This window comes from Chryseobacterium sp. WX (assembly GCF_029542485.1).
Lineage (GTDB): Bacteria > Bacteroidota > Bacteroidia > Flavobacteriales > Weeksellaceae > Chryseobacterium > Chryseobacterium cucumeris.
Genome location: NZ_CP120710.1, coordinates 358,100 through 372,889 on the forward strand (window position 1 = coordinate 358,100; position 14,790 = coordinate 372,889).

A 14,790-nucleotide genomic window follows, 5' to 3' on the forward strand; every position below is an offset into this window, starting at 1 on the left:
GGTTCAAACCTTGACAGCGTTTATTTCTATTCTGTATAAATTTTTATATTTTTAACCGTTTGATAAGATATCTTTAAAAACTAATATGAAAACCAGATATATTTTTACATGTCTTCTTTTAGCCTCCGGAATTGCAAAAGCACAGACAGGTTTCTCCACTGATCCATTGAACGCTGTATTTGAAACCAGAGATACAGACCGGTTCTGGAAAGCATTCGATAAAATGGATGCTTCAAAAGAAAATCCTTTTAAAGATTATATCAGCAACGGATCTCAGGGCGTAAAAGGTTTTATGGAATACCGCATAATCAATGCTGATTCGTTATATACAATGGTAAAAAAGAGAAAAGAAGATTATCTTAAAAGCCGGAATGTTCTGCTCGGAATCAACCAAAAAGAAAAAAAAATCAGGGCTGTTTACAGTGCATTGAAATACTGGTATCCACAGGCAAAATTTCCTCCTATATATTTTGTATACGGAAGGTTTAATACAGGAGGAACATTTACTAAAGACGGCATTATGATCGGTACCGAAACTCTTCAGAATCTGGATGGCATTGCAGGACTTGTTTCACATGAGACGATTCACTTTCAACAGGATATCAAAGGAACTGATAACCTGTTAAAATATACTTTAAGTGAAGGGAGTGCCGATTTTATCAGTGAATTGGTGTCTGGAGAAACCAACAATAGTCCGTTTTATCAATATGGAGAAGCAAATTTTGTTCAATTGTGTAAAGAATTTGTAACGGTACTTAAGAAGAATGATCCTACAGACTGGCTGTACGGAACCAGTAAAAAAGATAACAGGCCTAACGATCTGGGCTATTGGATGGGATATAAGATTTCTGAGGCGTATTTTAATAAACAGTCAGATAAGCATAAAGCTATTGACGACATCTTACATATTCAGAATCCTCTTCTGTTTCTTAAGGAGAGTGGCTTTCTGGATCAGTATATCAGAGAATATGCAAAGCAAAAAAACATAAAATTCGAAGATTTTTTTAAAGAATAATACGGAATGCTGCGGGTAATTTAAAAGTTCATCATTATACGAACCGTGTCAAGGTTTAAAACCTTGACATGGTTAAAATTTCAAAAGCAATCAATTGATCATTAGCAATCCATAAAATTCAAGACTTCAAATTCTTCTATTCATAGGAAATTAGGTAAATTTGTCTAACAAAAGTTTTACAAAATGTCGAAAAAAGCAATACTGGCCATTCTTGACGGATGGGGATTGGGAACAAACCCTAACGTTTCTGCAATAGATAAAGCAAATACACCATTCATAGACAGCTGTTACCAGAAATTTCCACATACAACGCTTGAAGCGAGTGGGCTGGCGGTAGGCTTACCAGCCGGACAGATGGGAAATTCTGAAGTAGGACACATGAACCTGGGAGCCGGAAGAGTAGTATACCAAAACCTGGTGAAGCTGAACATGGCCGTTGAAAACGGAACATTGGGCCAGGAAAAAGTGATTCAGGACGCCTTTGAATACGCCAAAAAAGAAAATAAAAAAGTACATTTCATCGGACTGGTTTCCAACGGAGGAGTACACTCACATATCAATCACTTAAAAGGATTACTGACCGCTGCAAAAGAGTTCGGTTTAAATGAGAATGTTTTTGTTCACGCATTTACCGATGGCAGAGACTGTGATCCGCATTCCGGATTAGGGTTTATCGATGAACTTCAGAAGCATATGGAAGCAACTACCGGAAAGCTGGCAACAGTGGTAGGAAGATACTATGCCATGGACAGAGATAAAAGATGGGAGCGTGTAAAATTAGCTTACGGTGCCCTTGTGGAAGGAATAGGAGAACAGACAACGGATGCTTTGGCAACAATCAAGATTTATTATGATAATAATGTAACCGATGAGTTCCTGAAGCCTATTATTTTAATGAATACCACTGCTACAGGAAATGTAGTGCCGGTAGCAAGAATCATTGAAGATGATGTGGTGATCTGCTTCAATTTCCGTACAGACAGAGGACGAGAGATTACAGAAGTTCTTTCCCAGAAAGATTTCCCGGAATTTGGAATGAAGAAGCTGAACCTGTATTATATCACATTGACAAACTATGATAAAACATTCCAGAATGTGCAGGTTGTTTTTGATGAAAATGTTCTGACGGAAACCATGGGTGAAATTCTTGAGAAAAATGGAAAAACCCAGATCAGAATTGCAGAAACAGAAAAATATCCTCACGTTACTTTCTTCTTCTCAGGAGGAAGGGAAGAGGAATTTAAAGGGGAGAGAAGACTGCTTTGCCCAAGCCCGAAAGATGTTCCTACTTACGATCTGAAACCGGAAATGTCGGCCTACGATATCACCAATGCTATCGTGCCGGAACTGGAGCAGGGAACTGCTGATTTTGTCTGCTTAAATTTCGCCAATACAGATATGGTAGGCCATACAGGTGTTTTTGAAGCAGCAGTGAAGGCAGCAGAAGTGGTAGATCAATGTATAGAAAAAGTGGCTACAGCTGCCTATGAAAACGGATATGCTGTTTTCATTCTTGCCGATCACGGAAACTCAGATGTAATGATCAATCCGGACGGAACTCCAAATACTCAGCACTCTACAAACCTGGTTCCTTTTATCGTGATGGATAAAGACCATACATGGAACCTGAAGCCTGGAAAACTGGGCGATGTAGCCCCTACAATCCTTAAAGTAATGGGTGTTGAAATACCAGATGCAATGACTGGAGAAGTTTTGTTTAATTAATATTCAATAATATTGTTAAAAAAATGCCGTTATGCTTTAGTAGCGGTATTTTTTTTATGATTTATGTCAGATAAAGTATGCAAGTCATACTTTATTATGCGTTAAATAATAAATAAATCATATCTTTGTAAATTAAAACTGAATAGTAAAATGTATCAAAAGCTTGTTAGGAAAGAAGTAATGGGATTATTGGAAAAGGAAGTAGGTTCTTTTCTTGATAAATTTTTAACGCCAATTGAAAAAATATGGCAGCCTTCCGATTATTTACCAGATCCTTCAAGTGAAGAATTTAAACACGATTTAGAAGAAATTCAGACTTTTGCCCGTGAAATGCCTTATGATCTTTTTGTAACATTGATTGGGGACTGTATCACAGAAGAAGCTCTTCCTTCCTATGAGTCTTGGTTAATGGGAGTTGATGGAATCAATCAGGAAGAAAAATTAGGCTGGGCCAATTGGGTAAGAGCATGGACTGCTGAAGAAAACAGACACGGAGATTTATTAAACAAATATCTTTATCTGTGTGGAAGAGTAAACATGAGAGAAGTGGAAATTACCACTCAATACCTGATTAATGATGGCTTCGATTTAGGAACCAGCATGGATCCATACAGAAACTTTATTTATACAAGCTTCCAGGAAACAGCTACCAATATTTCTCACAGAAGAGTTGGTACATTGGCTAAACAATCAGGAAACGGAAAATTAGCAAAAATGTGTGGTGTGATTGCTGCAGACGAAGCAAGACATGCTAAAGCATACAAACATTTCGTAGCAAAAATCCTTGAAGTAGACCCTTCAGAAATGATTCTGGCATTTGAAGATATGATGCGTAAGAAAATTGTAATGCCTGCTCACTTAATGAGACAGTCCGGACAAAAAGCTGGTGAACTTTGGGGACATTTCTCAGATGCTGCACAAAGATGTATGGTCTATACAGGTCAGGATTATATCAATATTATGAAAGACCTTTTAGATGAATGGAAAATTGAGCATGTAAAAGGACTTACAGAAAAGGCAGAAAAAGCTCAGGAATACCTGATGAAACTTCCTGCAAGGCTACAGAAGATTACAGACAGAGTTTCTACTCCGGATCTTCAGTTCCAGTTTAGCTGGGTAAAAAGCTAATTAGATCTATTATTATTTAAAATATAAAAGTATTGAGTGCCTTTCTTTTTGGCACTCTTTTTATTTCTTATCTTTGCAAAGCTAAAAAAAGAACAAAATGTTAAATAATAAAAAGATTGCTGTTGACTTTGACGGGACTATTGTTGACGATGCTTACCCGGCAATTGGAAAACCGAAAACTTTTGCATTCGAAACTTTGAAAAGACTTCAGTCTGAAGGATTCAGATTGATACTTTGGACATACAGACACGGAAAAACATTAGATGAAGCGGTAGAATTCTGTAAAAAAAACGGAATAGAATTTTATGCTGTGAACTCAAGCTTTGAAGGAGAAGTTTTTGATCCTGAAAATCAGTCCAGAAAATTAGATGCAGATTGGTTTATCGATGACAGAAATTTAGGTGGATTTCCGGGATGGGGTGAGATCTACAATATTATTCAGGAAAGAATAGAATTCCGCGTTGAAGGAAAAGAAGTTCTTGCCTATTCAAAACTTAAAAAAGAAAAGAAAAAAGGACTTTTCTGGTAGAATAAAACAATTTAAATTTAACAGTGTACCAATTTACCAATCCATATTGTTACACTGATCTATTAATACATTGGTAAATTAATACAATGATTCAATTAAAAACAATAGACGAATTACGTCTGATGAAGGAGAGTGCCCGACTGGTTTCTAAAACATTGGGAATGTTGGCAAAAGAAATTAAACCGGGGATTACTACCTTATATTTAGATAAACTGGCTCATGATTTTATTAAAGATCATGGTGCTGAACCCGCATTCTTAGGCTACGGAGGATTTCCAAACTCTTTATGTATCTCTCCGAATGAGCAGGTTGTTCACGGTTTCCCAAACAATGATGTAGTAAAAGAAGGAGATGTTCTTTCTGTAGATTGTGGCGTTATTTTGAATGGTTTCGTAGGAGATCATGCTTATACTTTTGAAATCGGGGAAGTGAAACCTGAGGTTAAAAAATTATTGCAGGTTACCAAGGAATCTTTATACAAAGGAATTGAGCAGGTTGTCAGAGGAAAAAGAATAGGAGATATCTCCCATGCCATCCAGACACATTGTGAAAAGGAAGGGTATGGAGTAGTAAGAGAGCTTGTAGGACACGGATTAGGAAGAAAAATGCACGAAGATCCGCAAGTTCCTAACTATGGAAGACAAGGAAGCGGAAAAGTAATTAAAGACGGTTTAGCCATTGCAATCGAGCCGATGGTTAACATGGGAACTGAAAAAGTAAAATTCCATAATGACGGTTGGACAGTAACTACTTTAGATAATTTACCTTCTGCTCATTTCGAGCATGATGTAGCTGTGATCAATGGTAAGCCGGTATTGCTTTCTACATTTGATTATGTATACGAAGCTTTAGGGATTGTAAGTGATGAAGAAAAGCAGTTCCAACTGGATTTTTAATGAAAAAGGTAACTAAGCTTTTACTGAATAAAATTCCACGTCCTATGCTTATTAAAATGAGCATCTGGGCTAGACCGCTTATTTATCAGTTTTTCAAAGGAGATCAGTTCTTTGATCCTATTGATGGAAGATCTTATAGAAAATTCCTTCCGTATGGATATGGAAAACAAAGAGAAAATGCTCTTTCTCCCGGAACGTTAAGTTTGGAAAGGCATCGCCAGATGTGGCTGTATCTTCAGAATGAAACCGATTTTTTCATTAAGAATTATAAAGTACTCCATATTGCGCCCGAACAGGAATTTTTAAGGAAATTCAAGAGAATGAGCAACTTGAATTATATCTCTGCAGACCTATATTCTCCTATTGTAGATGTGAAGGCTGATATTCTGGATTTACCTTTTGAAAATGATAGTTTTGATATCATTTTCTGTAACCACGTTCTGGAACATATTGAAGACGATGCAAAAGCAATGAGCGAGCTATACAGGGTAATGAAACCCGGCGGGTGGGGAATTCTTCAGGTTCCGATGAAAAATTCATTAGAGAAAACCTATGAAGACTTCACGATTAAAGATCCAAAAGAACGTCAGAAACATTTCGGACAGTACGATCATGTTCGTTGGTACGGAATGGATTATTTTGACCGTTTAAGAAAGGCAGGCTTCGAAGTAGAACAGAACTTCTATTCACAGACATTCTCTGAAGAAGAAATAAAAAAATTCGGATTAAGACATAATGAAATCTTACCTGTAGTTTATAAAAAATAAAATAAAAACCGTTTCAGCTAGTGAAACGGTTTTTTTATTTACATGAAACGTTCTGTTTTTATTCTTTGACAAAAGGGTAGGACTTATAATTTTCTATCGTTACAATATATTGCCCTTTCTGTAAATTGCTTGTATCAACTGATGTTTTGTTGCTGTTGGTTGTAGTCTCAAATACCAGTTTTCCTGACAAATCGTAGATCTTAAGAGGAAGGTTTTTCTCAATATTTTCGAGATGCAAAACTTCTTTTGCAGGATTTGGATATGCTTTAAACATTTTCGTTACTGCAGCAGTCTCTTTAGTGCTCAATTGGTCAGTATTGTTATAGTAAATTTTGTTTCCTGAAGGATCTGTAATCACCAAAGTTTTTACAATTCCGTTGGTTGTTATTTGGTAACTGTAAATTGAGGCATATGCTCCTAAGCCATAAATATCACAGTTTTTCTGATCATAAGCACGAACAGGTGCTGCATTTCCGCCATTATAAAATAAAAGAGTACATGCACTTGATGTTTTGATCAGATTGTTGCTTCCGGGCATAATACCAAAACCCATCATAGAGGTGTTATAATATCTGGAATTAATAACATAGCTCGTTCCTCCCGCGGAATTAAATGTAGTTGCGGGAACTCCATTATCTATTAAAGGTGTATTGGTAGTCTGGCCACTGCTTGTTACCATTTTAGAAATATACCAGTTATTGGAAATTAATTCAGAGGTTTGCTGGGCAGTGAGTAAGCCACCTGCTAAAAGGAATAGAATTTTTTTCATAGGTTAAAAGTTTCCGATAAAGATATAAAAGAATTTCTTTTTCTTGTCAAATAAATTAAAACCTGAAAATGATTAAAAAAAACCGCCTTCAATACGAAAACGGTTCCCACTTTTAAATATAGATAGAAATTTATGCGCTTTTTAATGTGATGAGGATACAGCCTTTAATCCTACCACAGAACCTATAAGTGTTACAATAAAAAATACTCTCCAGAAACTTACAGGATCCTTAAAGAATATGATTCCCATTAAGGCAGTTCCTACTGCTCCAATTCCCGTCCATACCGCATAAGCAGTACCGATAGGTAAGGTTTGAGTAGCCTTGATGAGTAAAAGCATACTGATTGTCATTGTTACCAGGAAACCCGCGTACCACAGGTACATTTCAGTTCCTGATGTTTCTTTTGCCTTTCCCAGACATGATGCGAAGGCAACTTCAAATAATCCTGCGATAACTAATATTAACCAATTCATTTTTTAAAATTTTACTACTGCAAATTTCAGAATTTGACAGGAGAAAAAATTTTACAATTGTTAAAAAATGAAATTAAAGAAAGAAAGATGGGAGCTGGAAGAATGAAGATAGAAATGAAAGAGTTGTCATATCAATAGGAGCGGACTTTAGTCCGCTTATAATATAAAAGATCATTCCGTTGGCTTTAGCCCAAACATAAACTAAGGATCAAAGAATTTTTTAATCTACTTGATTTCGGCCCGTATTCTACTCAAACTTACCTGAGTAATCCCAAGATACGACGCAATATACCCCAGCTGAACCCTTTTTAACAGTTCAGGTTGATACGCCATAATATCTTTATAACGTTCCAGAGAAGTTTTGAACTGTCTGGAAATAATCAGTTCTTCAGATTTTATCATTTCTGCTTCTGCCAGCTTTCGTCCCCAGTTGGCAATATGGATATCTTCATTGAACAGTTTTCTTAGGTTTTCTGTTTCCATTCTGTACAGATCACAGTCTTCCAGAAGTTCAATGCTTTCATAGCCGGGTTTGTCCTCCACATAGCTTTTCATAGAGAGAATACATTGTCCCTCGCTTCCGAACCAGAAAGTAATATCATTGTCAGCTGTTGAAGAATAAGCACGTGCGATCCCCTTTCTTATAAAATAAAGATAAGGAATCACTTTATCAGCTTCCATCAGACAAAAACCTTTAGGATGGGAAACTTCTGTGATATGCTCTTTTAAACTGTTTTTTGAGGTCTCAGGAAGGAGGTAAACCTTATCAAGAATCTGGTCTATATTCATAAAGATGAATTCTAATAGTCAAAAATATCAGTTTTAAGTAATGCAATACAAAATTATCAGATATTTTTTATCAGAAATATTACAATACGTATAATCAAAAATTTTTCTGATTTCAATTTATTTATTGTCAATACTACAAAGGAAAAGAGCAAAATTTTCCTCCATTGGAGAGGTGTCAAAAATTCAAAGAATTTTTGACGGCTTGGTGAGCCCGGCAATTGTGATCCAGGGTAAATTTCCTTTTCTCACACTGTATTTAGGCATATAACTCTCTTTTTTCTTTTAATTGTTAAGATTAACCGTAAAGACCAATTTTGTTTTACTAACTTTGCAGTTCGTAATATTATTTTTATGCACAAAGCTGGATTTGTAAATATAGTTGGAAAGCCCAATGCTGGAAAATCGACCTTGCTTAACCAATTGATGGGAGAGAAGTTGGCGATTGTAACGCAGAAAGCTCAGACAACCCGCCACAGAATTTTTGGTATTTATAATGAAGATGATCTTCAGATTGTATTTTCTGATACTCCGGGAGTATTGGACCCAAAATACGGACTGCAGGAGAAAATGATGGATTTTGTAAAGGACTCTTTGCAGGATGCTGACGTTTTCCTGTTTATTGTAGATGTTACCGATAAAGCAGAACCATCAGAATTTTTAATTGATAAACTGAATAAAATTCCTGTTCCTGTACTTCTTCTCTTAAATAAGGTAGATCAGACGGACCAGGCAGGTCTTGAAAAATTGGTAGAAGATTGGCATGCAAGAATTCCAAAGGCTGAGATTTTACCTATCTCTGCATTGAATGCCTTCAATACAGAAGTTATTTTACCTAAAATAAAATCTTTGCTTCCTGAGAATCCGCCTTACTATGATAAAGACCAATACACGGATAAACCTGAAAGGTTCTTTGTTAGTGAGGCTATTCGTGAGAAAATCCTTTTGAACTACGATAAAGAAATTCCATACTCTGTAGAAGTAGTGACTGAACAGTTCAAAGAGAAAGAAGGAATTATCTTTATAGACTCTATTATTTATGTAGAAAGAGATACTCAAAAAGGAATTATTATCGGGCATAAAGGAGAAGCGATTAAAAAAGTTGGAACTGAAGCCAGATTGGACCTTGAGAAGTTTTTCACCAAAAAAATTCATTTAAACCTTTTTGTAAAGGTGAAAAAAGACTGGAGAAAGAACGATAGGGATCTTAAAAATTTCGGTTACAGATAGACTAAAATAGCCTGTAATCCCGTTGTATTAAAAGATTTTTTACTACCTTAGTATAAATTTTTTAGTACATGAACTATAATAATTCAAATTTCAGCTCAATACCTAAAGATATTATTTTACTGGCAGTAAGAGTGTTTGTTGGTTTTGCCATGCTTTCTCATGGTTTTCCAAAGCTTCAGATGCTATTGGCTGGTGGTAAAATCGAATTTTTTGATTTTATGGGATTGGGACCACAGGTGTCATTGATTCTTACGGTTTTTGCTGAATTTGTATGTTCAATACTCCTGATATTAGGGCTTTTTACAAGAGTTGCTCTGGGATTTTTAATCTTTACAATGATCATTGCAGGTTTTGTGGTACATGGAGCAGATCCATTCGAAAAAAGAGAAATGAGCCTTATTTATCTTTCTGTTTATCTTTTGCTTATGGTAATTGGAGCTGGAAAAGTTTCAGTAGATCATATGATTGAAAGAAGAAAAAGAGCTTCAGACTGGTAATCTTACAACCATACAAAATAAGGAAGGCACTTCAGAAAATGAAGTGCCTTTTCTGTTATTAATAATTACAGTTAGGTAAGCATTCCCAGATCAGGGCTCCGTTTTCATCTCTTACTCTGCAAGCCATAAAGCCTGCATCACATAGTGGAGCATTTCCTCCGTTAATCAATTTTAAATTTCCTTTTGATAATTTTTTTAAATTTTTCATATTATTTTAATTTGTAAGATAAATGTAATAAAAAAATAAATATGACACTAAAAGGAGTCTTATTTTAAGTGTTAAAATTCTTTTAAAATTCACTACATTCGTAAAAAATGAATTTATAATGAAGATAAAACTGACTATTTGCCTCTTGGCATTTCTCAATTTTTATGATGCACAGGAAAATATTAGCTATCAGAAACCCTCTGCCGAGATTTTAAAACTTGCAGATTATGAAAGACCTCCGAGTGTTCTGATGAACAGCAAAAAAGACTGGGTAGTGTTTACGTATCGCCCTACATATAAAACATTGGAAGACCTCAGTCAGAATGAAATGAAGCTTGGCGGACTTAGAATCAATCCTGTTACCAATATTTCAAGCAGCATGATCTACTCCAATAATCTGAAGATCAGAAAGCTCAATGATAAAAATGAAATTCAGGTAAAAAATTTACCTTCCCATTCAAAAATTGCCTACGTTTCGTTTTCACCGGATGAAAAGAAGCTGGCTTTTACCAATACAACCGCTAAAGGAGTAGAACTTTGGATAGTGGATATGGAAACAGCATCTGCCAAAAAGATTACAGCAGATAATCTGAATGCTAATTTAGGAATGCCTTATATATGGTATAATGACTCTCAAAGCTTCCTGATCAGAACGCTTCCACAAAACAGAGCTGCTCTTTTAAATGCAGACGAAGACCTTCCGACAGGCCCGATTGTTTCAACAGCAGATGGTAAGGTTTCCCAGAACAGGACTTATCAGGATCTTTTGAAGAACCCTCAGGACGAAAAAAACTTTGAGACCCTTACTGCTTCTGAAATTTATAATGTAGATCTTACAGGAAATCTTAAGAAACTGAAAGATCAGGATATGTATGCCGGCTTAAGTTTTTCTCCGGACGGAAGCTATCTGCTGGCTACAATTATTAAAAAACCATTCTCTTATATTGTGCCACTGAGCAGATTTCCATCAACAACGATGGTGTATGATATGAAAGGAAATACTGTAAAAACAGTAAATGACGTTCCTTTGAATGAAATCATGCCAAAAGGATTTTCATCCGTAAGAACCGGAAAAAGAGAAATGGAATGGAGAAGCGATGCTCCGGCTACTCTTACCTATGCGGAAGCTCTGGATGGAGGAGATCAGTCTAAAACAGCAGAGTACAGAGACGAGATATTTACCTGGGAAGCTCCGTTTACAGCGGCTCCGAAATCTTTCTTCAAAACAAAGCAGAGATATAAGGACGTGGTGTGGACTAATGATCATTATGCTATTGTTTCTGAAGGCTGGTATGATACAAGAAATACAAAATCTTACCTGTTGGATCTTAACAGTGGAGAATCAAAAGTTTTCGATGACAGAAATTACCAGGATGTTTACAGCGATCCCGGACATTTTAATACAACGAAAAACCAATACGGAAGATCTGTAGTCGATATGAAAGGTGGAAAAGCCTATCTTATCGGAGATGGATTTACCAAAGATGGACAGCATCCGTTTATCGACGAAATGGATATTAAATCTTTGAAAAAGAAAAGACTTTATACCTCTAATCTTAAAAACGCTAAAGAAGGGATTGTAGATATTTTAAATCCTTCAAAAGGAGAAATTCTGACCACTCAGCAGTCACCAAGCCAATATCCGAATTATTTTAAAAAGAATATTAAATCTAATAAAGCAGAAGCCGTAACCAATTTTGCAAATCCTTTTGAAAGTATCAAAGACGTTTACAAAGAAGTGATTACTTACAAGAGAAATGATGGTGTTACCCTGACAGGGACCCTTTATTTACCTGCAAACTATGATAGAAAGACAAAGAAAGAAAAATTACCTTTATTAATCTGGGCTTACCCTAGAGAATATAAAGATAAGGATACTGCAGGACAGAGTACTCAAAATGATAATGACTTTACATTCCCAACGTATGGCTCTTTTGTATATTGGACAGCTAAAGGGTATGCTGTTTTAGATAATGCTGCTTTCCCAATTGTTGGGGAAGGGAAAACAGAACCTAATGATACCTTTATTCCTCAGTTGGTAGCCAATGCTGCTGCTGCCATTGATGCAGTAGATCATTTAGGATATATCGACAGAAAGAAAGTGGCTGTAGGAGGGCATTCTTACGGTGCATTTATGACGGCAAACCTTCTGACTCATTCTAACCTTTTTGCCTGTGGAATTGCAAGAAGTGGTGCTTATAACAGGACTTTGACACCATTCGGGTTTCAGAGTGAGCAGAGAAACTATTGGGATGTTCCGGAAATCTACAACACGATGTCTCCGTTTATGCATGCGGACAAAATGAAGACACCGCTTCTTCTGATTCACGGGGATGCAGATAATAATCCGGGTACATTTACATTGCAGACGGAAAGATACTTCCAGGCACTGAAAAATTTAGGTGCTCCAGTGAAAATGGTTCTTCTTCCAAAAGAAGCCCACAGTTACCAAGCGAAAGAAAATATCTTACACGTTTTATGGGAACAGGATCAGTTCCTTGAAAAGTGCTTGAAGAAATAAATAAAGAAAGAGACTGTTTATCAAAAACAGTCTCTTTTTTGATTAAAAATATATTAAGGAAGTTGGGGCGTTGTTATATCGTATTTAAAAGCGCTTCAAAATCTCATCAATACTCTTAAGCTCTATAAAATTAGGATGCTCAAGATTTACATCATGCTGTTCATGACTCCAGGTGACGTGATAAGGAATATGAGCGGCATAACCACCGATTTCTAGTACCGGCAGAATATCTGATTTGATAGAATTTCCAAGCATCAGAAAGTTTTCAGGTTGGCAGTCCAGATGTTTCAAAAGCTTTTTATAATCGTGTTCTTTTTTGTCACTCATGATTTCAATGTGATGAAAATAATCCTGTAATCCCGAATTTTTCAGTTTACGCTCCTGATCCAGCAAATCGCCTTTTGTGGCAACAACCAGTCTGTATTTTCCTTTTAAACTTTCAAGGGTTTCGGTAACTCCATCCAATAATTCTATAGGTTTCTGAAGAAGCTCCTGACCAAGAATAATAGCTTTATTAACTAATTCCAATGAAGCTGTATTATTAGAAACTCTAGTGATGGTTTCAATCATACACAGCATAAATCCTTTTACTCCATAGCCATACAGATGGAGATTCTGCATTTCTGTTGTAAACAATTCCTGTGATACCGAATGTTGTGGAAGATAATCTTCAAGAAGTACACAGAATTCTTTTTCTGCTTCCTGAAAATAAGGTTCGTTGATCCAAAGTGTATCATCCGCATCAAAAGCAATGGTTGTAATATGATTATTCATTTTTGTTTTGTAATTTTCTGTCCGTAAAATTCAGTATAAAAACTCAATAAGAAAAGGACATTTGTCCCGGGAGAATATGTTAAGGACGAATCAGACATTTTTAAACTATCTTGATGAACTGCACAAAAAGCAGAACACGAGTGACGATATTCTAGTAAAATCTTTTTCTGCAGGAGATCAAATACTGGTACAGGATCATCAGCTTTCTCATGTCATGATGATTAAAGAAGGGATTGTCAAATGCTTTCTGGCTGAAGAAAACGGAAAAGAATATATTGTTGAGTTTCTGGGAAGTGGTGAAATCATCGGGGAAGTGGAATTAATCAAAAATATAAACTGTCTGTGCAGTATTGAAGCCCTCAATGAAGTGACAGTATATGCAGTAAAGATTCCGTTTTTTAAAGCTTTGATTAAAAATGATCTTGCCCTGAACCACCTTCTTTTAGAGTCTTTTGCGGAGCGAATTATCAATACTTCCAGCAGAGCATCCTATCAACAGTTATATACGATAGAACATACTTTAAAACAATTGTTACAAATGCAGGCTAAGCAGAATATTCATATCTCCAAAGAAGATATGGCGGCTTATTTAGGAATTACAGTAAGAAGTTTAAATAGAATTTTAAAAGATTTAAAATAATTTTCTTTGCTCCTTAAAAATATTCAAAGTTTAAATTTATTACGTCTTTGTGTAAAGAATGATTGTATTGTTAGGGGTGTATTTGCTTCAATTATTAAAAATAAAATAAATTGAGTGTATTTTTACAGGGGTGATTTTAAAATGTAGTATTTTTGCGTTACAATAATTTGACTTCAATATTCATGGAAAAACTAAAGTTCAGAAATGCTGAATTAGCCGATTTGAATAAAATCGTAGCCATCTACAACTCAACCATTGCTTCAAGAATGGTCACTGCAGACATGGAAGAAGTTTCTGTGGAAAGTAGGCTAAAATGGTTTGAAGAGCATAATCCCCAGACAAGGCCGCTTTGGGTAGTTGAAGATGACCAGAATCAAACCGTTGGTTGGGTCAGTTTCAGTTCATTCCATGAAAGGGCAGCATATAACGGTACGGTAGAAGTAAGTATTTATCTGGATGAATCCTGCAGAGGAAAAGGATACGGAAAAGCCATTCTTCAATATTGCATTGATAACGCCGGAAAATTTGGAGTAAAAAACCTTGTAGCGCTTATTTTCCTTCATAATGAACCAAGTTTGAAGTTATTCAGACACTTTGGATTTGAAGATTGGGGAAGTCTTCCTAATGTAGCGATTCTGGATGGTGTGGAAAGAAGTTTGAAGATCTTAGGGAAGAGGATAGATTAAACTGAGCAGAAAGGCGGATAAGCTAGTGTCTATTTGTGAATTTAATTTATACTGTTTGTGTTTAGAAAATATGCATAATTATATATATAGAAAGGATATAGCGCACTGTTCTGTTGTAAATTAACGAATATAAAAAAGGCTGTCT

The 14,790-nt window shown here is 35.8% G+C and carries 16 protein-coding genes; 11 read left to right on the forward strand and 5 right to left on the reverse strand.

What is annotated here, in order from left to right:
* The first annotated feature begins 85 nt into the window (after positions 1-85).
* The 6 genes from PZ898_RS01585 to PZ898_RS01610 all read left to right on the forward strand — a co-directional run bounded on the left by PZ898_RS01585 (position 86) and on the right by PZ898_RS01610 (position 6,060).
* Positions 86-1,015: a DUF2268 domain-containing putative Zn-dependent protease gene (locus PZ898_RS01585; RefSeq protein ID WP_216444802.1), complete on the forward strand. Its 930-nt coding sequence runs from the start codon at positions 86-88 to the stop codon at positions 1,013-1,015.
* A 183-nt stretch (positions 1,016-1,198) separates the two neighbouring features.
* Positions 1,199-2,740, forward strand: a complete 1,542-nt coding sequence (gene gpmI / locus PZ898_RS01590) for a 2,3-bisphosphoglycerate-independent phosphoglycerate mutase (protein ID WP_277694617.1) — start codon at positions 1,199-1,201, stop codon at positions 2,738-2,740.
* 150 nt (positions 2,741-2,890) lie between these two features.
* Positions 2,891-3,868, forward strand: coding sequence for an acyl-ACP desaturase (locus tag PZ898_RS01595; protein WP_047431293.1), 978 nt, complete (start codon positions 2,891-2,893; stop codon positions 3,866-3,868).
* A gap of 97 nt (positions 3,869-3,965) precedes the next feature.
* Positions 3,966-4,397, forward strand: a complete 432-nt coding sequence (locus PZ898_RS01600; RefSeq protein ID WP_062670258.1) for a hypothetical protein — start codon at positions 3,966-3,968, stop codon at positions 4,395-4,397.
* A gap of 86 nt (positions 4,398-4,483) precedes the next feature.
* A complete protein-coding gene (map, locus tag PZ898_RS01605; RefSeq protein ID WP_062670256.1) occupies positions 4,484-5,293 on the forward strand; it encodes a type I methionyl aminopeptidase in 810 nt (269 codons plus the stop codon).
* Entirely contained in the window at positions 5,293-6,060 is a 768-nt protein-coding gene (locus PZ898_RS01610) for a class I SAM-dependent methyltransferase (RefSeq protein ID WP_120230875.1), read from the forward strand. The genes map and PZ898_RS01610 overlap by 1 nt, the downstream gene beginning before the upstream one ends.
* A 58-nt stretch (positions 6,061-6,118) precedes the next feature.
* On the opposite strand, the gene PZ898_RS01615 is transcribed toward PZ898_RS01610, so the two are convergent.
* From PZ898_RS01615 to PZ898_RS01625, 3 genes are all read right to left on the reverse strand, one after another.
* Positions 6,119-6,829: a T9SS type A sorting domain-containing protein gene (locus PZ898_RS01615; RefSeq protein WP_123278425.1), complete on the reverse strand. Its 711-nt coding sequence runs from the start codon at positions 6,827-6,829 to the stop codon at positions 6,119-6,121.
* A 141-nt stretch (positions 6,830-6,970) separates the two neighbouring features.
* Positions 6,971-7,303, reverse strand: a complete 333-nt coding sequence (locus PZ898_RS01620) for a multidrug efflux SMR transporter (RefSeq protein WP_034696733.1) — start codon at positions 7,301-7,303, stop codon at positions 6,971-6,973.
* A gap of 225 nt (positions 7,304-7,528) precedes the next feature.
* The gene (locus PZ898_RS01625) at positions 7,529-8,092 is read right to left on the reverse strand and encodes a Crp/Fnr family transcriptional regulator (RefSeq protein ID WP_123278424.1); all 564 of its coding nucleotides are present in this window, start codon (positions 8,090-8,092) and stop codon (positions 7,529-7,531) included.
* Positions 8,093-8,443: 351 nt separating this feature from the next.
* Between PZ898_RS01625 and era the strand changes: the two genes are divergently transcribed.
* Positions 8,444-9,319, forward strand: a complete 876-nt coding sequence (gene era / locus PZ898_RS01630; protein WP_277694618.1) for a GTPase Era — start codon at positions 8,444-8,446, stop codon at positions 9,317-9,319.
* A 68-nt stretch (positions 9,320-9,387) separates the two neighbouring features.
* Complete coding sequence (locus PZ898_RS01635; protein WP_034696730.1) at positions 9,388-9,816, forward strand: DoxX family protein; 429 nt, start codon at positions 9,388-9,390, stop codon at positions 9,814-9,816.
* A 58-nt stretch (positions 9,817-9,874) separates the two neighbouring features.
* On the opposite strand, the gene PZ898_RS01640 is transcribed toward PZ898_RS01635, so the two are convergent.
* Positions 9,875-10,024 (reverse strand): hypothetical protein, encoded by a 150-nt coding sequence (locus PZ898_RS01640; protein WP_157885743.1) that lies wholly within the window; start codon positions 10,022-10,024, stop codon positions 9,875-9,877.
* Positions 10,025-10,142: 118 nt separating this feature from the next.
* Here PZ898_RS01640 and PZ898_RS01645 point away from each other — a divergent pair, with 118 nt between their 5' ends.
* Positions 10,143-12,545: a prolyl oligopeptidase family serine peptidase gene (locus PZ898_RS01645; RefSeq protein ID WP_277694619.1), complete on the forward strand. Its 2,403-nt coding sequence runs from the start codon at positions 10,143-10,145 to the stop codon at positions 12,543-12,545.
* A gap of 84 nt (positions 12,546-12,629) precedes the next feature.
* Here PZ898_RS01645 and PZ898_RS01650 read toward each other — a convergent pair whose 3' ends face one another.
* On the reverse strand, positions 12,630-13,319 hold the full coding sequence (locus tag PZ898_RS01650; protein ID WP_277694620.1) for an HAD family hydrolase: 690 nt from the start codon (positions 13,317-13,319) through the stop codon (positions 12,630-12,632).
* A gap of 76 nt (positions 13,320-13,395) precedes the next feature.
* Between PZ898_RS01650 and PZ898_RS01655 the strand changes: the two genes are divergently transcribed.
* Both PZ898_RS01655 and PZ898_RS01660 read left to right on the forward strand, forming a co-directional pair.
* Complete coding sequence (locus tag PZ898_RS01655; RefSeq protein ID WP_277694621.1) at positions 13,396-13,959, forward strand: Crp/Fnr family transcriptional regulator; 564 nt, start codon at positions 13,396-13,398, stop codon at positions 13,957-13,959.
* 182 nt (positions 13,960-14,141) lie between these two features.
* Positions 14,142-14,645, forward strand: a complete 504-nt coding sequence (locus PZ898_RS01660; RefSeq protein ID WP_277694622.1) for a GNAT family N-acetyltransferase — start codon at positions 14,142-14,144, stop codon at positions 14,643-14,645.
* The last annotated feature ends 145 nt before the right edge of the window (positions 14,646-14,790 follow it).